The sequence below is a fragment of the Paenibacillus sp. P3E genome, assembly GCF_001909045.1.
GTDB classification, from domain to species: domain Bacteria; phylum Bacillota; class Bacilli; order Paenibacillales; family Paenibacillaceae; genus Paenibacillus_AQ; species Paenibacillus_AQ helianthi.
The window spans coordinates 69156-86814 of sequence record NZ_LVWH01000037.1; the positions used below are offsets into that span (position 1 = coordinate 69156).

Annotated in this window: 22 protein-coding genes and 2 pseudogenes; 21 read left to right on the forward strand and 3 right to left on the reverse strand. The window is 45.2% G+C overall.

Translation table 11 applies throughout. The annotated features are described in order from the left end of the window. Positions 1-80: 80 nt before the first annotated feature. Positions 81-599 carry a translation initiation factor IF-3 gene (infC, locus tag A3842_RS05725; RefSeq protein ID WP_074100731.1) on the reverse strand — a complete coding sequence of 173 codons (519 nt, stop codon included), beginning with the start codon at positions 597-599 and terminating at the stop codon, positions 81-83. Positions 600-771: 172 nt separating this feature from the next. Between infC and A3842_RS05730 the strand changes: the two genes are divergently transcribed. The 3 genes from A3842_RS05730 (at position 772) to rlmH (ending at position 3943) form a co-directional block, all read left to right on the forward strand. Next, a complete protein-coding gene (locus A3842_RS05730) occupies positions 772-1656 on the forward strand; it encodes an ABC transporter ATP-binding protein (protein WP_074100732.1) in 885 nt (294 codons plus the stop codon). Further along, entirely contained in the window at positions 1653-3251 is a 1599-nt protein-coding gene (locus A3842_RS05735) for a hypothetical protein (RefSeq protein ID WP_074100733.1), read from the forward strand. The genes A3842_RS05730 and A3842_RS05735 overlap by 4 nt, the downstream gene beginning before the upstream one ends. 212 nt (positions 3252-3463) lie before the next feature. After that, positions 3464-3943, forward strand: coding sequence for a 23S rRNA (pseudouridine(1915)-N(3))-methyltransferase RlmH (gene rlmH / locus A3842_RS05740; RefSeq protein ID WP_074100734.1), 480 nt, complete (start codon positions 3464-3466; stop codon positions 3941-3943). A gap of 96 nt (positions 3944-4039) precedes the next feature. Here the strand turns inward: rlmH and A3842_RS05745 are convergent, their stop codons facing one another. Further along, positions 4040-5062, reverse strand: a complete 1023-nt coding sequence (locus A3842_RS05745; RefSeq protein WP_074100735.1) for an MBL fold metallo-hydrolase — start codon at positions 5060-5062, stop codon at positions 4040-4042. Positions 5063-5227: 165 nt separating this feature from the next. Here A3842_RS05745 and A3842_RS05750 point away from each other — a divergent pair, with 165 nt between their 5' ends. From A3842_RS05750 to A3842_RS31455, 15 genes and pseudogenes are all read left to right on the forward strand, one after another. Next, on the forward strand, positions 5228-6238 hold the full coding sequence (locus A3842_RS05750) for a fumarylacetoacetate hydrolase family protein (RefSeq protein WP_074087034.1): 1011 nt from the start codon (positions 5228-5230) through the stop codon (positions 6236-6238). Between the two features lie 90 nt (positions 6239-6328). Further along, positions 6329-6910 carry a TetR/AcrR family transcriptional regulator gene (locus tag A3842_RS05755; RefSeq protein WP_074100736.1) on the forward strand — a complete coding sequence of 194 codons (582 nt, stop codon included), beginning with the start codon at positions 6329-6331 and terminating at the stop codon, positions 6908-6910. A gap of 393 nt (positions 6911-7303) precedes the next feature. Then, a complete protein-coding gene (locus A3842_RS33715) occupies positions 7304-7519 on the forward strand; it encodes a DsbA family oxidoreductase (protein WP_074100737.1) in 216 nt (71 codons plus the stop codon). Continuing rightward, complete coding sequence (locus tag A3842_RS32860; protein WP_305953372.1) at positions 7416-8039, forward strand: U32 family peptidase; 624 nt, start codon at positions 7416-7418, stop codon at positions 8037-8039. The genes A3842_RS33715 and A3842_RS32860 overlap by 104 nt, the downstream gene beginning before the upstream one ends. 37 nt (positions 8040-8076) lie before the next feature. Further along, positions 8077-8172, forward strand: a pseudogene (locus A3842_RS33215) (U32 family peptidase); the annotation flags it as partial. A 102-nt stretch (positions 8173-8274) separates the two neighbouring features. Beyond that, positions 8275-8448: a hypothetical protein gene (locus A3842_RS33220; RefSeq protein ID WP_256701534.1), complete on the forward strand. Its 174-nt coding sequence runs from the start codon at positions 8275-8277 to the stop codon at positions 8446-8448. Positions 8449-8584: 136 nt separating this feature from the next. Further along, positions 8585-8752: a hypothetical protein gene (locus A3842_RS33225; RefSeq protein ID WP_256701535.1), complete on the forward strand. Its 168-nt coding sequence runs from the start codon at positions 8585-8587 to the stop codon at positions 8750-8752. 370 nt (positions 8753-9122) lie between these two features. Next, positions 9123-9872, forward strand: coding sequence for a class I SAM-dependent methyltransferase (locus A3842_RS05770; RefSeq protein WP_074087037.1), 750 nt, complete (start codon positions 9123-9125; stop codon positions 9870-9872). 277 nt (positions 9873-10149) lie between these two features. Next, positions 10150-11112, forward strand: coding sequence for an AraC family transcriptional regulator (locus A3842_RS05775; protein ID WP_074087070.1), 963 nt, complete (start codon positions 10150-10152; stop codon positions 11110-11112). A gap of 181 nt (positions 11113-11293) precedes the next feature. Then, entirely contained in the window at positions 11294-12253 is a 960-nt protein-coding gene (locus A3842_RS05780; RefSeq protein WP_074087038.1) for an SDR family oxidoreductase, read from the forward strand. Between the two features lie 60 nt (positions 12254-12313). After that, a complete protein-coding gene (locus A3842_RS05785; RefSeq protein ID WP_256701537.1) occupies positions 12314-12655 on the forward strand; it encodes a DUF3291 domain-containing protein in 342 nt (113 codons plus the stop codon). Positions 12656-12775: 120 nt separating this feature from the next. Then, entirely contained in the window at positions 12776-13402 is a 627-nt protein-coding gene (locus A3842_RS05790) for a DUF2306 domain-containing protein (protein WP_074100739.1), read from the forward strand. Positions 13403-13704: 302 nt separating this feature from the next. After that, positions 13705-13884, forward strand: coding sequence for an SRPBCC domain-containing protein (locus A3842_RS33720; RefSeq protein ID WP_083609491.1), 180 nt, complete (start codon positions 13705-13707; stop codon positions 13882-13884). 13 nt (positions 13885-13897) lie between these two features. Next, a complete protein-coding gene (locus tag A3842_RS33725) occupies positions 13898-14149 on the forward strand; it encodes a DNA/RNA helicase domain-containing protein (RefSeq protein WP_371915984.1) in 252 nt (83 codons plus the stop codon). Positions 14150-14391: 242 nt separating this feature from the next. Further along, positions 14392-14685, forward strand: a pseudogene (locus A3842_RS31455) (hypothetical protein); the annotation flags it as partial. A gap of 104 nt (positions 14686-14789) precedes the next feature. Here A3842_RS31455 and A3842_RS05810 read toward each other — a convergent pair. Then, complete coding sequence (locus tag A3842_RS05810; protein WP_074087041.1) at positions 14790-15383, reverse strand: TetR/AcrR family transcriptional regulator; 594 nt, start codon at positions 15381-15383, stop codon at positions 14790-14792. Positions 15384-15579: 196 nt separating this feature from the next. Here A3842_RS05810 and A3842_RS05815 point away from each other — a divergent pair, with 196 nt between their 5' ends. From A3842_RS05815 to A3842_RS05825, 3 genes are read left to right on the forward strand one after another with little or no spacing between them, the layout of a single operon-like run. Beyond that, a complete protein-coding gene (locus tag A3842_RS05815; RefSeq protein ID WP_074087043.1) occupies positions 15580-16239 on the forward strand; it encodes an SDR family NAD(P)-dependent oxidoreductase in 660 nt (219 codons plus the stop codon). Between the two features lie 41 nt (positions 16240-16280). After that, a complete protein-coding gene (locus A3842_RS05820) occupies positions 16281-16925 on the forward strand; it encodes an NAD(P)-dependent oxidoreductase (RefSeq protein WP_074100740.1) in 645 nt (214 codons plus the stop codon). A gap of 53 nt (positions 16926-16978) precedes the next feature. Continuing rightward, positions 16979-17611: a DsbA family oxidoreductase gene (locus tag A3842_RS05825; protein WP_074100741.1), complete on the forward strand. Its 633-nt coding sequence runs from the start codon at positions 16979-16981 to the stop codon at positions 17609-17611. Positions 17612-17659: the final 48 nt, after the last annotated feature.

The window sequence follows — 17659 nt, forward strand, 5'->3', positions numbered from 1 at the left end:
GTATAAATCCTTATATATATATAAAAGACAAAGCCCCGGCGGCTTTGTCTTTGTCTGTTTCTATGACCATCTCCGTTGCCTCAGCGCGGATTCACCTTCACCTGCGAGCCTTTGCCGCCATACTGGATGCCGGTATCTTTCATCCCAACCTCTTTAAGATCAGCGAGCAGCCGTTCAATGACGGCCTTGGATGCAGCGGCCTCCTTCGCGCCTGAGGCCTTGACTACCAGCTGCACCGGCTTCCCGGCACGCAGATGCTTGTCCGCCTGACGCAGCTTCGTGTCGTAGTCATGCTCCTCAATATGTGCGGTGAAGCGCAATTCCTTCACCTTCTCCTTGCTGTCCGCGCCTGCCGGAGTGCGGCCTGAAGCTGCCTTGCGGGCGGTGTTATCCTTCTGCGCTGCCGCTTTGGCTTTGCCCTTGGCCATGAGGCTGCAGGGCGGCGGGCTGCTCATCAGCGAGGTACAGACCAGGTCTGCTCCTGCGGACCGGGCCCTAGCCAGCGCTTCCTCTCTGGAAACCACGCCCAGCTTCTCACCCTTCAGTCCGGTAAGGACGACCTCGGATGCTCTAATTTGTTCATTGATTAAGACTGCCATTGTAAGCAAACCCCCTGGGTACAATAATCTATAGCTATCATATACGGAACTTGCCGGAGGTTCAATTTCGGTGGTTAAATTTTGAAATATTTTCATGAATGCCTGAGGGTAAAGCATCTTTGGTATCGTCAAACCAATAGATGCAGGTTATCAGATAAATCGGGAGGGCATTATGAAATTAACAATTGACAACGTAAGCAAGAAATACAAGGGCGATTCTTACGGGCTCCGTGACTTATCTCTGCAGATCAATACAGGGGTTTTGGGATTATTAGGTCCGAATGGTGCTGGGAAATCAACCTTGATGCGAATTCTATCAACCATTACTCAACCCACAGCAGGTAAGGTGAGCTGGAATGGCATCGATATCACTAAGGACCCTAATGCGGTTCGGGGCATACTCGGTTATTTACCACAGGATTTTGGCGTATATCCTCATTTAAATGCGGTTGAGTTTCTAGAATATTTAGCAGCAATTCGAGGATTGGATCATACAATCGCTAAAAAAAGAATTGATGAATTGCTTTTTTTGCTCAATCTTCATGAGGTCCGCAAAAAACCGTTGAACAGCTTTTCAGGCGGGATGAAACAACGTGTAGGCATAGCACAAGCTTTATTGAATGACCCTAAGCTATTAATCGTTGACGAGCCAACGGTGGGACTGGATCCTGAAGAACGTATTCGTTTTCGTAATCTTTTAGCGGAATTGTCAGGGGATCGGATTGTAATATTATCAACGCATGTTGTATCTGACGTCGAAGCGACTGCAACAGATATCGCTATTGTCCATCAAGGCCGGCTCGTGATACAGGCAGCTCCAAGCAAGCTGTTGGAAGCGGCGGTGGGGAAAGTGTGGGAGTGGCTGATACCGAATGATACATGGATGGAAGCGCGTAAGCAATTGTTAATCAGCAGCACCATTCAGACCAGCGAAGGGGTACGTATGAAAGTTATTGCCGATAGTCCGCCTTCAGCCGACAGCCGCTTAGTAACACCCACTTTGGAAGACGCCTATTTATATTACATTTCGGCCAATAAGCAGAAGGTAACCGTATGACGCCGCTTCGCATTCAATTTCAGATGATAAAAGCTGATTATTTAGAAAGGGTCCGAAGGTACAGCTTTTTGATTACAGTACTTGTATCCATTTTTATCGTATATAAATTTATTCCCTCCAGTCATGAGAGCTATATAACCTTATCGTTCCACAATATACGCGGCATATATAACTCCGATTGGGTCGGGAGTGCAACAGCTATATTAGCCTCCATGATATTAAGTCTTCCAGCGTTCTTTCTGGTGAAAAATGCGATTGAACGAGATGTGCAGACGGGAGTAGGGCAAATTATAGCAACGACTCCGATTACAAAGTGGATGTACACCATGGGTAAAATGTGGAGTAACTTCGTTTTCTTGATGTCTATTGTGGCTGTTTTAATGGTAACCGCCCTTGCCATGCAACTGATTAGAGGGGAAAGTTATACGGTTGAACTGCTGAAACTATTGCTTCCATTTTTGTATTCTACATTGCCAACTATAGCTTTGGTTGCATCCATAGCCATCTTCTTTGAATCGGTACCTTTGTTTCGCAAGGGATTGGGCAATTTAATATACTTTGTGTTATGGATTCTCTCGCTTAGATTGTCTACTACAGCAACTCATTCCAGCCAGGATATACTCGGGATTTCTCCGATCCTTACCAGACTATCAAACGGGGTTAATGCGAGGCTTCCTCATAGCAATGGGGGTCATATCTCTGGGATGAGTCCGTTGCGGGGGGACTTAGTAACCTACGACTGGACAGGTGTACCTTGGACGATGCAGATGTTTTTGGAACGTTATATTTGGTTAGCTGTGGCAGTAGGGATTGCAGTAGTGGCTTCCATCTTCTTTCATCGCTTCGATCTTACGCGTTCATCCAACATTAGTACAAATGGTAAACCCCGCGAATTTAGAAATGTAGAGCCGCAAATGAAGCCTGTGCCTATAAATGACAGTGGAATAAAGTTAACTCCCTACACTAATGTAGTACATGGGCAGTCCCACTACATCAGGATATTAGGTATGGAGTTGCGGCTTATGCTCAAAGGGTTGCGTATTTGGTGGTACTTGATCGCACTGGTCATGATTGTACTGGGATTACTGTTGCCCATGGAGTCTGTAACAAGATTTGTTGCACCCTTTACTTGGGTTTGGCCTATTCTGATTTGGTCGGCAATGGGCACGAATGAAACTTATCACCGGACTCATCAATTCGTGTTTACGGCTATGCATCCGGTTCGGAATCAATTTATTGTATTGTGGCTAGCCGGAATCATCGTTGCTTATCTGGCAGGCAGTGGGGCTATGATTCATTGTCTGGTTGCAGGGGAATGGGAAACTCTGATGGCGATGGCGGTCGGCGGATTATTTATTCCCACGTTGGCACTAGCCTTAGGTGTATGGTCGAGAAATAGCAAGCTTTTTCAGGTGATATTTATGTTAATGTGGTATTTGGGTCCTTTAAATAAATTAACGGTTATGGATTTTATGGGAGCCTCACAGCAATCTCTTGATCAAGGGATATATCTGTATTACCTGCTGGCTACGGCTGTTTTGCTAATGCTGGCTGTTGTGGGAAGATTGCGGCAAGTGAGAATCACAACCTACTAATTCGACCTGTTTGCCCATTATGGTACACTAAAGATAACACTCAGAGTAGGGTGTTAATTAACTACAAATAAGGATTGTCCACTATAACAGCTATGGAGTATAGATTAGGATGAGAACGCTATATCCGAAGCGGAGATTTCTGGTGCGATTGGCGCAGATCGAGGACAAACGGAGTAAATTGTAGCTACAGAAGTTATCAGATGGAGGCATATATGTTGATTCAAATTATTGGCGTAGGCAAATTGAAGGAAAAGTATTTGACCCTTGGCATCGCGGAGTATGCCAAGCGGCTGACGCCATACCTCAAGTTCCAGATCATTGAGGTGGCGGATGAGAAGGCACCTGACAACCTCAGCACTGCTGAGGTTGTTCAGGTGAAGGAACGCGAGGGCGAGCGTATCCTCGCGCACATTAAGAGCGAGGCGCATGTCATTGCGCTCGCGATCGACGGCAAGCTCTGGAGCTCGGAAGAGCTTGCCGCCGAAATCGACCGGCTCGGCACCTACGGGACGAGCCATGTCGTCTTCGTCATCGGAGGGAGCCACGGGCTCTCCGATGACGTCATGCGCCGCGCCCAGCACCGCATGAGCTTCGGCCGCATGACGCTGCCCCATCAGCTCATGCGGCTGGTGCTGGTGGAACAGATTTACCGCGCGGTGAAGATAAATCGCGGTGAACCGTATCATAAGTAGGGGCAAGTTGCTAATTCCGTGGAACAATTGAAAGAAAACGGCCCCTGTTCGCATCGTTTGCGACAGGGCCGTTTTTCGTACGCTAGCTTCAAATTGCTATTCTTGCCAAACATTCATAGGGTCCCATGGCTTGATCTGATTGCCATATTTTCCGGCCAAAAAAGCTTTCATGTCTTCCAGCTTAGCAGGCACCTCGTTCCAAGCTGGAAGGGGTGATAACCCTCGTTTGCTTTTCAATAGGATATCCACTGTAACATATAAGCGTTCTGGCTGAATCCAATGAAGGAAGCGGGAAATATCAATTTGCTTGGTCAGGGACAAGGAATCAATTTCGTCATTGTAATGCTTGTTGAACTCGCTGATCAGGTTCAGGAGGTAGTCCCTCTGCTCCTTCACGAAGTCCAGGCCGCAGATAGCGCCATGTCCTGGAACAACAATTTCGGGTTTAATTTCATCAATAATGCGATCAAGCACTTTAACCCAATTGAGGGTTCCCTCTTCGCTGTATGCCGTACAACCGTTAAACACGACATCGCCGGCGAACAGCACTTTTTCTTTTGGCATCCACAGCAGCAAGTCACTGTCGGAATGGGCCGGAGCTACGTTGTAAATCATGACTTCCGTATCGTCAAGACGGATGCTGATATCGTCCTTTATCTGAATATTCGGGTATACCCATTCTACGCCCTCCAGGTCGAATCCTTCAAATTCCGCTGCAAAAAACCGCTCGCCCGAAGTCGATTCCAGAGAATCCTTTCCTCTTCTGATGACGTTGTCCATCCAGGTGATATTTTCGGTGAGACGCTCTCTGGAGGCTTCCTTATGCATAATAATGCAAGCATCTTCAAACACTTTGTTTCCCCAGGCATGGTCGCTGTTATAGTGCGAGTTCACCACATATGCGGGAGAGCCGCCGTTGCTTACTTCCTTGTAAGCCTCCCGCATTTCCCGTGCATGGAACAAATCGAAAAACGTGTCATACACCAGCCCTTCACCCTTGTTGATAAACCCGGCATTGGCCCAACTGATGCCGCGGTACGGCGAAATACCAGCAAAGACGCCAGCTGCGACTTCAAAAAATTTAACGCGGGGTTTTTGGATAATACGACCATACTTCATGAAAATTCTCCTTTGCGTATGTGTTTTTGGGATAAGGCATACTGATTATGCCTTTATTATAGAGAATGGAAAACATAAATGCAAGCAAGTGCTTGCATGCATTTACTCTATGCTTTATGATTGTAACAGAACAACATCACACTATATGGATGGAGGCGCTGCAACATGAAGCTAGTAACCTTTCAAACCAAGACATCCCTGGCACCTTTGTTTGGGCTTGTTATTAACGAGAACTTTGTCGTTTCATTTGCTGTAATCATGAAAAAGCAGGGAACATTCTCTGACAGTCTTGAAAGTATGGACAGCTATCTCCATTATTTGCCGGAAAGTTATGATGCCGCTAAGGAATTGATGCAATATGCTGTCGAACAGCCGCATCAATTCAATGAAAATGAAATCTTCCCGATTGCAGCAGTAAAACTGCTTCCGCCGGTTCCGAATCCAGCTGCGCTTATCGATTTCGGGCTGACGCCAAGACATCTAAGAAATGCTGGCGTAAATCTGCTGCAGAGAGAATATACAGGGCCGGAAAGAGAAGAGCTTAAACAAAAAATCGCCGAAAAATTCCAGCAGGATCCGAATAAAGTGAATTTCAGTTATTACAAGTGTAACCATAATGCTGTAATTGGCGATGGGGATACGATTTATTGGCCATCATATTCTTCATACCTGGATATCGAGCCGGAGCTGGCCTTTGTTACAGGGAAGGGGAATTGCATCGCAGGTTATGTTATTTTTAACGACAGTACTGTCCGCGATGTGCAGTGGCCGGATTTCCAGGCACTGACCGGACCGACGCGCTGCAAAGATTTTGATCGCAGCAAAGGTATAGGGCCATTTCTGGTTACGCCGGATGAAATTGACAACCCGCTGGCACTAGATGTGGATATACACATCGGGGAGAGACTGCACTGGAAGGGAAGTACTTCCGAGTATTCTGCACACCCTGGGAAAGTGATGGAGGAGGTTCTGAAAGTTTTCACGCCGCTCCCAGGCACGATTATAGGAATGGGGACGATACCAGATTGCTGTGCAATCGAGAACGAACAATGGTTGTTGCCCTCTGACCGAATCCAGATTACATTCGATAAATTAGGCACGCTCACTCAATTTGTGCCTGAACTTGTCAAGATTACGGAACCAAGCCGTTGGGAGAAAAGAAGCGATTTTCCTTAAATAAACGTTGATGAAAGATGAACCCCGACCCTGCTGCATATGCAAAACTTGTAGTAGAATAGGCTTAACATATGCAAAAGGAGAAATACAATGAATACTTCGGACAGAATCATTGAAGCCGCGACACGGCTCATCAGAAAGAAGGGCTATCAGGGAGTCAGCACCAAAGCCATTGCAACGGAAGCTAAAGTCAATGAATCTACGGTTTTTCGGCAATTTGGAAGCAAGCAAGGCATATTGGAAGCCATCGTTGAAAGACATGCAGATATCCCGCAATTTGAGAAGCTGTTAAAAGAGGACGCAACCGATAATCCGGAAGTCGATCTGCTGAATGTAAGCCAGCAGTACCGTTTGTTCTTCCATAAAAATGCGGACATCATTATGATTGGCATCCGTGACACAGGAATGCTTCCTGAATTGGACAGAGTGCTGGCTGATCCGCCAGTGAAGCTGCACTCCTTGCTGGTTGAATATTTTGAACGCCTGCAGAAGAAAAAAGTGATAGCTAGACAGGATGAGCGTCTTACCGCTATGTCTTTTCTCTCGATGTGTTACGGATTTCAGATGAGCGAGCTGATTCACCGGCAATATCAGTCCCAACTCATCACTGAGGAAGAGTTCTACAAGCACAGTGTCTCATTGTTTGTTAAAGGAATGTTGTCTCAGGCATAAGCTTTGTTGATTTATTTAAATATGCCGAAGACTGCTTGCGCGGCTCTGCTCGCTCCTCATCCGAAAGCGGACTGCTTATGCTCACCATTCGTTTCACTTGACTTACTAGGAGGCTGCCTGTTGACGATTGCCTCCCTGACAACCCAAGGTCGAGTCGAGTCAGAACTTCATACCCATATTCGAGGGGCTTCTAATGTTGGTCTCTCTACGAATGAAGTCGTTGAAGCATTACCCCTTGCATATCCTATACAGGTTTCCCACGCGTACTCAACGCTATTTCTGTAGCAACGCTTGGTTTATATTGAAATGCTGTATTAGTTATTGCTGAGCATAACGTAGTAGCCGCAGAGAGTGATATTCAGGAGATCGTCAGTATGCAATAGGGACGAGTCAATGGCAGTTCTCCATGATCCATCCAAATATGCTAACGAAGTGCGTTCAGATGAAGTCACAGCCAAACAATTGGGAATAACAGGAGCCCCTTTCTTTGTCATAGATAGAAAATATGCAATTTCCGGCGCACAACCCATTGAGATATATCCAGGATTTAGAAGAAATCGATTCTTTAAAAATAGAAGGTCGAATGAAAGTGCCTACGTATGTGGCTAATGTGGTATCCAAATATCGCATGGCCTTAGATCATAAAATCACCGAAGCAGATAAAGAAAATCTGAAGAAGACATTCAATCGGACCTTTACCAAAGGATATTTGTTCCACAAGGACCGGAGGAATATTACAAACATCTCAAGACCTAATCACTTTGGTTATGAGATTGGAACCATTAGCAGGATTGAGAAGGACAGGTATGAAATCACACTTACACGTACTTTAAATCAAAACGATACCATCCGGATAAATCATGACAATGAAGATGTTAATTTGACGGTTGCCAAGCTATACAACAAAGACGGCGACTTAATCAACACAGCAGATGATGTCTGCTATATCAAAGTCAAAGAAAAGATGTCTGCGGGAGATGTAGTCTATAAAACGAAGGATTATTTCTACCACAAGGAATTAGAAGCATCGCTGGAAAAAGAATTTAAGCGGTTTGACCTAGATATTAGCGAGCGTATATGCATATCCAGATTCAAAGCTTGTCATAGAGGCGGAGGGCTTAGGCTTTAATTATTCCTATGAAAGTGAGGAAATATTAGGCGAAGCCATTAATAATCCAACCACCAAAGACCAGGTCATCAAGCAATTCTCCAGATTAAACGATACGATATTCGAACTCAATCAGGTCGATTATGAGGAAGGCAATGCGTTTATTCCAGCCAAACTGTTAAATGCAGCAAGAAGAGAAATTGTACTGGGCTTATATGATTTAAAGCTTAACAGCCAGAAGAAAAGAACCAAGGCTGTGGAAGCCAAAGAAAAAATAAGCTTTGCCCCTGTACAACCATACCTCACGGCTTCTGTAACGACTAAGGAACAGTATGATGCTTGCGTGAGCTGTGGAATTAAGGAAATCTATTTTGACAATGTGGTTAGAAGAAACCAGAATGATTATCAGGAAAAAGAAGGGCACTGCTGATCGGAGGATATGGCGAATTCATCACTACCGAGGAACCAATCCGTTAGTTACGGACTATTCTCTAAATGTGATTAATGCTACTAGCTGCTATGAACTATATAAATTAGGTGCCAAGCGAGTCACTTTATCTTATGAAATGAATAAGAGCCAAATTGAAGATGTATTGATTGCCTATGTTGAAGCAAATGACGGCTATCCTGCACTGGAAATGATTGTGTATGGCAAGGCTCCTTTGATGTTCACCAAATATTGTCCGATGAGAAAAATGAATCAATGCAGAATTTGCAGAACGAAGAGCTATTAGTTAAAAGATGAGCAAGGAACGTTCCCTATCCTTTCCCATGAGGATTGTACAGCGACTATTCTTAATGGGAAGACGCTTAATCTGCTAGATGAGCTGCCAAACATCAAAGGAATCGAGGCGCTCAGATTAAACTTCACAGTTGAATCTAAAGAGCAGGTTGTGAAAGTCATTCATATGGCGTCAGGTAAATTAAATGGCTCAATGAATAATGCTGTCTTTAACCAGGAAACAGACACAAGAGGACATTTTAATAAAGAGATTGTGTAGGTAGCCAAAGGAGGCGCCAAGCGACGAATCCAATTGGATAACCGCCGAATCAAGGTTTATAGTAACAATAGATGTACTAAAGAAGACCAGTAGGAGGGAAGTCATGCTAGATCGAAAAGAAATGCTTGAGATCAACAAAGCAGGATGGGATGAAGTAGCTGATCAATATTTCGGAATACATGCTTTGCCGGAATATGGGCCATATGCACCTACAGAGGATGAAATAAATCTTCTAGGTGATGTTGCTGGCAAGACAGTACTTGAGATTGGTTGTGGCAGTGGACACTCGCTCTTATACATGGCAAGCAGAGGTGCAGGGGATGTCTGGGGAATAGATTTATCGACTACTCAGGTTAATTATGCTAAGGAGCTGCTCCAGGAAAATAGAATGACCGGGAATATAAAACAAATGTCTATGGAAAACATAGATGACTTGCCCAGTGAATATTTTGATATCGTATTCTCGGTTTATGCGTTAGGCTGGACAGTCGATATAGCACGGACACTATCTAACATCTACAAAAAATTAAAAAACGGCGGGGTATTTGTATTTAGTTGGGAACATCCAATGCAAAGCAGGCTGATATATGATGATGGAAAAATAACCTATGCTCAATCCTATCATTCCGAAGGACCTTATGAGGTAACTTGGCGGAGAGTACCTGTGATTATGCACCATCGAAAAGTCAGCACAATATTAAATGAACTTGCAAATGCCGGCTTTTTTATAGAACGGGTGATTGAAGAATCACGGGTTCCTGAGACAGATGATAGTTCACCGGCTCAATGGTATTCGGGGATGAAGGCACGTTTAAGTCCTCCAACAATTATCATCAAATGTATAAAGAAATAAGCTAACGTCAAGGGCCATCCTCCGAGGGATGGCCCTTAAACTTGCCGTTACAGACAGCGCGGTGAACCGTATCACAAGTAAAGCACATTGGGAAGCGATAGCGAGAAATGCTATCCGCTTCGTGCTAGCAGGGAGTCCCCTCGGACTTGCAGAAGGGTAGACTTGAGATATCCATGCTAATTTAACTTTAATGCTTAAGCTTTTTGGATGCGCCTGTGGTATCATGAACATGCCTATCATCCCGTTACATCTGAGGGGGAAAAAGTTGCTCGTGAACATGGCCAATTACCATAAGTATGAGGATGTATCTGTATCAGATGAGGCCAAGTCAGCGCTAGATGGTGAAGCAGCCCGGTTGGCAAGTTTGATTTACACGCATACTTCGCAGGATGGGACCTATGCTTCACCGATCCAAGGCCTGTATGTCAACCGATATTCGCAAGTGGAAGCGGCGGATGATGTTCACACCATGTTCTCGCCGGTAATCTGCATTGCAGCGCAAGGGAAAAAGCGAATTACCGTAGGCAAAGATGCTTATGAGTATAGTGCTTCGCGAATGTATATTGCTCCCGTTGCCTTGCCTGTTGCGATGAAAATCATGCAGGCCAGCCCCCAAGTACCGTTCTTGGGCATAGGTTTATACCTCGATCCGCAAAGGATTGCTTCGTTGCTGCCGATGGTATTTCCTAATGGTTTGCCGGAGGTTCGCAATCGCAGTGCGTGCTACGTCATCGAAGCTGATTTGGCCATGATGAACGCCGCTGCAAGATTGATGGATTGTCTATCCTCTCCCGATGATGCTCAAATGCTGGCTCCGTTGGTAAAAGACGAGATTTATATCCGCCTCCTTCGCAGCCCAATCGGTGTTTATGTTGCCGAGACCGTTCTGGCGGAATCGGGCATGCAGCAGGTTGCAAAAGCGATTGATTGGCTCCAAAATAACTTTTCCCAGCCGTGGAAAGTAGCGGATTTGGCGGAGTTGGTCCATATGAGCGAATCGTCGTTTCGCGAGTATTTCAGATCGGCTACTGCGATGAGCCCTTTGCAATATCAAAAGGTGCTGCGCCTGCAAGAGGCGAGGCGTCTAATGTTATCCAGATCCATTGACGCAACTACGGCGAGCCGGCTTGTAGGCTATTTAAGCGATTCCCAATTTAGCCGCGATTACAGCCGACTTTTTGGGTACCCTCCAACTAGAGATATCACAAGGTGGCGTCAGGACCAGCAACAGTTGAAGTGAAACGCACACGTAAACGGCTTTTCAAATTTCCGCGGGCATAGAGCCTAGCGGATTTTTCCTTTTTAAGCAGCGGAATCTGTTGAATCAGGCAAAAACTCCGACGGAAAAGGCAAAGACCGCAGTGGCCGATCCCCTATACTAAGAGTAGACATACTACCGATAGGAAAGGGGCTTTCTGAAAATGCGTGTATTGGTTACAGGGGCGACAGGCTTCATCGGAGGGGCGGTCGTTCGCGAACTGCTGGATGCCGGTCACCAAGTGGTTGGTCTTGCCCGTTCTGAAAAAGCCGGCAAACGGCTTACGGCATTGGGTGCCCAGGTTCAAATCGGTTCGATTGAGGATTTAGCAGGCTTGCGCAAAGCGGCTGCTGCAGTAGAGGGGGTCATTCATTTGGCATTCTTCCACAAGTTCTCGCATGCGGGCCCTCCAACTCGGCTTAGGGTTTTATTCGGCGGGAATCCTCGTCATGTGGCGATGCGATTTATGAAGGCTGCAATTGAGACCGACAGGCGAGCCATCGAGACACTTGGCACCGCTTTACCCACCGGTGACCGGGCGCTTGTCGTCGCGATGCCTACGATGACGCTTACTCCCGGCCGTCTCGGAACGGAGGATAGCGCTGGGGCTCCTCAATCCCCAGGTGGATTACGCATCATTTCTGAACATACCACCCTAGACTTGGCGAATCGGGGGGTACGTTCCTCGATTGTACGCCTCCCACCGATCGTACACGGTGAAGGCGATAAGACGGGCTTGTTCCCGAATCTGGTGAACATCGCTCGCAAGAAGGGTTTTTCCGCCTACACAGGCTCCGGAACCAACCGCTGGCCATCCGTGCATCTACTGGATGCGGCGCACCTTTTTAGACTCGCCTTAGAACAGGCTCCGGCAGGGTCCCGGTTTCATGCGGTGAGCGAAGAGGGCATTTCGTTTCAAGAGATCGCCACGGCTTTGGGCTGCCATCTGAACTTGCCGGTCCAAGGCATTGGTGTTGAAGAAGCAGGTAAACATTTCGGATGGCTTGCACCCTTCACGAAAACAGATAATCCGGCATCCAGTGCGTTGACTCAGGAGCGTTTGGGATGGGATCCAGTACATCCTACCCTTTTAGATGATATTCGGAAGGGGTATTATTTCTAATACTAACTATAAACCGAAAATGGGTGTTTCGTGGAAGGGGCGATTTCGTTGTTGATTTCAGTGACACGGGTGCGAGTAAAGGGCATGTGGGTCCTTCCGTTTTTTATTTACCACATCGTCCGGTCAACGAAGCAACTGAATAGGGCTGCCGGATTGCTGCATTCCGACCTTACACGCGACAGTTGGAGAGTAGGCTGGACGATGTCGGTATGGGAGAACAAGGATCGCATGCTGGAATACCGCAATCACGGCAATCACGCCAAGGCCATGCGGATCGCACGCCGAATTGGCGATGAAGTGGAGGCCGTCCACTGGGATGCCGATACTATTCCGAGCTGGGAGGAAGCGAAGACCCGTTTGCATCAAAAGTATGGCAGAAAACTTGACCAGAACAAGTGGTGAATTTTGCGTCCCTTTCGACCCTAGCTGGTGCCTCAATCGAGAAGATCGGTATTAACCCTTTAGCCATAGGGTTTAAAGGGGCAATAGCTTCACGGTGCACCAACGGAGGAGGACATTCATATGAGAAATAAGATGATTCGGGCTCTCGTTCTCATTCTCGCATTTTCGATTGCCGGATACGCAATTGTTCAGTATGGCGTGCTTAAAGCTAGTGATGCAGGACTTGTCTCTTTCAAATTGCAAAAGCCGAATTTTGAACTCAAACCATGGATATATGTACTATACATCCATATTTTTACCGCGATATTTGCCTTGATCATAGGACCCTTTCAACTATATATGAAGCCAACGAATGCTAGGAAACGTTGGCATCGCCTATTGGGGTATGGATATGTTCTTTCAATTACAGTTAGTGGGATCGTGAGTGTATATTTATCCCTTTTTGCCACAGGAGGTTGGATTGCCGGGCTTGGGTTCATGTCGCTCGATGTATTGTGGGTTGCGACGACGCTTACTGCAACGAGAAAAATTATGGCCAAAGACATCCAAGCTCATAAAGCATGGATGCTTCGCAGTTATGCGCTTACTTTTGCAGCTGTCACGCTTCGTATCTGGTTAGCTCCGCTGGCTCTTCTGTTTGGCGATTTCGAGGTGGCCTTTCGGGTTGTCGCTTGGGTCTGTTGGATTCCTAATCTGCTCGTCATAGAAGCTGTGATTTCCAGAATGAGGTTGCGGCAGCGACAATGATTCACAACTGCCATGCCAAAATAATCCGTAAAACCGCGCATCCATGGCGCGGTTTTATTTTGCGTACGGTGGAATGTGTTCGTGCCGCGCCCCAATGACGCAGGTTCCACGATGAAAAGCGAGTATGGGAGGAAAAGCGTCTCGACTGGACGAAAGAAAAGGGAGAGGAGCGCTCAAACGGAGGATACGGAAGTGGACTTTGAAGGAAGTATGGCTAGCGGCAAACCTATGCGATTGGGGACGTCTAGCGATGGGGCTGGACCGGATCGGACTCGTTTCCGTCAGGTTCCAGCACGGCTGAGATTCAATTACGAGAGCAGAGCAACGGAACTCAACTGATCTTAACGCACGACGGTTTGCCGGTTACGCGCAGACGTATGCATCGGGCCGGATGGAATTACTACCTAGGTCGATTAGAGCTATTCCTGCTCGGGTTGGAGCCCGGCCCTGATACGTTCGTCATATCACCCCCCCTTTCTTAACGATAAAGAGGATATTCGCTTATCGTACTGCCTTGAAGATGTTGCAACTGAATTTGATGTCCAGGGTTTAGAATTAGATTGGACATGCCTTGCATGGGATGCTGATCTAAGATTAACTGAGGGTAGCTGGTCTTTTAAGAATTTCTCCGAAACTAACTGGAATAATGTATCCAAAACTGATGCACAGATATATCTAATTAATGCTTCGAGTTCTAATGACAAGAGCACGTCAAGGAATGGTTATTTATATTCCAAACGGAGATGAGGACGATCAAACTGCACAAGCTGCAGAAGGCAACCTATTTAATTTTTGCGGGGCTGGAACGAAAATGATACCTATGTGCAAAAAGAAGGAATCGTTCAGGATTTCGGAATATACGACAGCCCCGATGCATTTTTCTCCGCTCATCCGCAAGGGCTCAGCCCGTTCAAGAAAATAATCTATAGCAGGGTTGTACGGCATCTGATGAACCGGAATGTTGGTCGTATAAGGCAGGGATAAACTAACTGATTCTAAATGTGAAAATCTGCCTACGATTTACCCCAGGACGAAGAGTTCACGGTTACCGCAGCAGAGAGTTTGCGAACGAAATTCTGTCCGTTGTGAACCTGGGAGTCGAGGTATCATTAGTTATAGGTGGCGGGGGAATATGGCGGAGAGCTGGGGCATAGAAAGAGCAGAGGCTGACAATATCGGGATACTCGCGACGGTTGTTAACAGCTTAATGCTTCGTGGTCGCTGAACCATACATCAGGCTAAGGGCAGTTCACCATCTGGAAAAGGGCTACATTGTCATCTACAGGTATTAAATGATTGGGGAATTTCTCATATTAAACATATGAATAGGCTGTACGGGGTTGATTGAACCGTTAGCCTCAGCGACTGTACGTAAGATTTTATCACTTTAATCATTGATTGAAATACCTGCGGCTTTTAAATGTCCGTGAGTTAGAATTTTACCAAATTGAGATGCAAGTTCCTTTGGAGTATAGGAAAAATCATTTTTAACCCACCACACTACAATGCCCATAAAAGTAGATGCAATATATTGGAGTAATAATTCCTTTGAAATCTTCAATGGAGTATTATCCAAGCCAACCTCCACTGTGTTTTTTATAATTTCCTCCATTTTTGCTTGAAAACCATGAATTCTATTCTCATCCAGTAACAATGCTTTGTAAAAAGGGATATTGTCCTGAATTTTCTCCAGGATGGTTTGCATTAGTTGTTCAAGCATAGAACCGCTTACAGGAGTTTTGCTGCTTGAGCATTGCTTGAGTGTACTCTTTAGTTCTTCTATTAATTCGTCCATAGATGCATTTAATAAATCGGGTTTGTTCTGATAATGAAGGTAAAATGTATTCCGGTTAATCATCGCTTTATCGGCAATATCTTGAATCGTAATTCCTTCGTATCCCTTTTCCGTAAGAAGCTCTATAAACGCCTTTTTGATCGAATGTTTGGAGCGAATGATACGCAAATCGGTTTTTTTGTTCATTATGGCTCATTCCCTTAATTTTTTTGTTAGATATACGACATTTGAGCTGAAATTGCATTTTATCTCTCAAAATCAGAAATATTAAATATTGAATGCTGACCTTTTATTAATCATAATAAACACAAGATAAATATACAACACACTGACCATTATTTATTTTATTGACCATTAATTCTAATTAAAAGGGAGATATCAAATGAAAACTATAGCCATTGTTGGAGCAGGAGCAGGTTTAGGAATGTCCATTGCGAAGAAATTCGGACAAAACGGCTTTCGCGTAGCTCTTATTGCCCGAAATGAAGATAAGTTGAACCAGCTGGTTAGTGAATTAGAACAATTGGGAATTGAAGCTGCTCCATTTCAAGCGGACATATTAAATAAAGAAGAAATCGAGAGGGCCTTCGCCGCTATTAAAGAGAAATACGGATTTATTGATGTTCTTGAATACAGTCCAACGCCGAGCATCCACACCGTAGCGCCATCATTAGAAGTAACAGAAGAAAATGCGTTATACCAATTTCAATTTAATGTTTTAGGTGCGTTATCCAGTATTCGGCAAGTGCTGCCGGAAATGCTGGATAAGCAAAGCGGGGCCTTATTATTTACTACTGGAGGCGCTGCAATCCACCCGGTACCGATGATGGGGAATGTCGGAATTGCAATTTCAGGACTTCGTAATTATATCTTTAATTTGAACAGCGAATTAGCGGACAAAGGCGTGTACGCGGGTCACCTTTCGATCGGAATCTGGATGCAGCCGAATTCAGGAGTTCAAGACAAAATCGCTGATATTTGGTACGACATGTACACCAAAAGAGACAGAGTAGAAGAATTTATAACTGAAGATCGAGTGTGATTTTGAATAATTTATGATGAAGGAGGGTTCAATTCAAGAATATGAATATCACCATTTTTGGTGCAAGTGGTGCAATCGGACAGCTGCTAACACGATTAGCTCTAGATCACGGAGATTTCGTTACGGCATATGTTAGAAACGCCCACAAAATCAGCCTCAAACATCCCAATTTGAGCCTTGTACAAGGGGAACTTTCGAATGCTTCTACCATCGAGAAGGCAGTTGCTAAATCAGATGTTGTAATCAGCACACTAGGACCAGCATCCGATATGTCACGAAAGCTTAAAGGCACGCCGATTGCGGACGGACACGAACTGATGATTAGGGCTATGAAGAAACTTAACAAAACAAGGTTAATTACACTTGCAACGCCGGCTTTGCAATCAGATGACGATAAGAAAAATATTTCGACGATACTTCCAGGTGTGATGGCCAAAGTGTTCCTTCCAAACGGGTATGCAGAGATGAAGAAAATGGAAGGAATTATTAAACAATCGAACCTTGATTGGACAGTTGTCCGAATTATTAACCCCAATGTTAAACACAAAGGGCAATCTTATGACTATTCATTCGGAGATAAATCGGCTAAATTATCGGTTTCCAGGGAAAATGTTGCCGAAATCATGTACGCTGCCACCCGTGACAACCAATTGATTAGAAAAATGCCTATCGTCTATAACAAATAAGCTCAAAAAAATGCAGTATTCACCGGTTAGTGGTTAGTGAAGGAGGCTTCGAAATGAAAATCGAGATATGGTCAGATTATGTTTGTCCATTTTGTTATATTGGTAAACGGCGGTTAGAATCTGCACTGGAGCAATTCGCTCATCAGAATGAAGTGGTGATTGAATATAGAAGCTTTGAACTTAATCCGCAAGCATCATTGTACTCAGGCAAAAATATGCATCAAATGGCCTCTGAGAAACATGGTGTGAGTATCGAGCAAGCGAAAGAGGCAAATGCTAAGCTTGGACAACAAGCGGCGATGATGGGTCTGGTGTATAATTTCGACGGAATGAAGCCCACCAATACGTTTGATGCTCATCGTCTAACCCAATATGCCAAATCGGTTGGTAAAGATAAGGAATTATCCGAGAAGCTGTTCTATTCGTATTACACGGAAGCCAAGCTGATTAGCGATCATGATACATTAGCAGATATTGCAGAATCCGTTGGAATGAATAGGGACGAGACAATGGCAGTTCTCCAGGATCCATCCAAATATGCTAACGAAGTACGTTCAGATGAAGCCACAGCAAAACAGTTGGGAATAACAGGAGCCCCTTTCTTTGTCATTGATAGAAAATATGCAATTTCCGGCGCACAACCCATTGAGATATTCTTAAGCGCCCTTAACCAAGCAGCTCAATAAATAAGCCTCGCACGAATCATCAAGAGGAGTGCCGAGTGACAAAGAAAG

Bases quoted from the DNA above. Each gene is read 5' to 3' on its own strand.
- infC (WP_074100731.1), bottom strand. From the start codon at position 599: ATGGCAGTCTTAATCAATGAACAAATTAGAGCATCCGAGGTCGTCCTT.
- A3842_RS05730 (WP_074100732.1), top strand. From the start codon at position 772: ATGAAATTAACAATTGACAACGTAAGCAAGAAATACAAGGGCGATTCT.
- A3842_RS05735 (WP_074100733.1), top strand. From the start codon at position 1,653: ATGACGCCGCTTCGCATTCAATTTCAGATGATAAAAGCTGATTATTTA.
- rlmH (WP_074100734.1), top strand. From the start codon at position 3,464: ATGTTGATTCAAATTATTGGCGTAGGCAAATTGAAGGAAAAGTATTTG.
- A3842_RS05745 (WP_074100735.1), bottom strand. From the start codon at position 5,062: ATGAAGTATGGTCGTATTATCCAAAAACCCCGCGTTAAATTTTTTGAA.
- A3842_RS05750 (WP_074087034.1), top strand. From the start codon at position 5,228: ATGAAGCTAGTAACCTTTCAAACCAAGACATCCCTGGCACCTTTGTTT.
- A3842_RS05755 (WP_074100736.1), top strand. From the start codon at position 6,329: ATGAATACTTCGGACAGAATCATTGAAGCCGCGACACGGCTCATCAGA.
- A3842_RS33715 (WP_074100737.1), top strand. From the start codon at position 7,304: ATGGCAGTTCTCCATGATCCATCCAAATATGCTAACGAAGTGCGTTCA.
- A3842_RS32860 (WP_305953372.1), top strand. From the start codon at position 7,416: ATGCAATTTCCGGCGCACAACCCATTGAGATATATCCAGGATTTAGAA.
- A3842_RS33225 (WP_256701535.1), top strand. From the start codon at position 8,585: ATGAATAAGAGCCAAATTGAAGATGTATTGATTGCCTATGTTGAAGCA.
- A3842_RS05770 (WP_074087037.1), top strand. From the start codon at position 9,123: ATGCTAGATCGAAAAGAAATGCTTGAGATCAACAAAGCAGGATGGGAT.
- A3842_RS05775 (WP_074087070.1), top strand. From the start codon at position 10,150: ATGGCCAATTACCATAAGTATGAGGATGTATCTGTATCAGATGAGGCC.
- A3842_RS05780 (WP_074087038.1), top strand. From the start codon at position 11,294: ATGCGTGTATTGGTTACAGGGGCGACAGGCTTCATCGGAGGGGCGGTC.
- A3842_RS05790 (WP_074100739.1), top strand. From the start codon at position 12,776: ATGAGAAATAAGATGATTCGGGCTCTCGTTCTCATTCTCGCATTTTCG.
- A3842_RS05810 (WP_074087041.1), bottom strand. From the start codon at position 15,383: ATGAACAAAAAAACCGATTTGCGTATCATTCGCTCCAAACATTCGATC.
- A3842_RS05815 (WP_074087043.1), top strand. From the start codon at position 15,580: ATGAAAACTATAGCCATTGTTGGAGCAGGAGCAGGTTTAGGAATGTCC.
- A3842_RS05820 (WP_074100740.1), top strand. From the start codon at position 16,281: ATGAATATCACCATTTTTGGTGCAAGTGGTGCAATCGGACAGCTGCTA.
- A3842_RS05825 (WP_074100741.1), top strand. From the start codon at position 16,979: ATGAAAATCGAGATATGGTCAGATTATGTTTGTCCATTTTGTTATATT.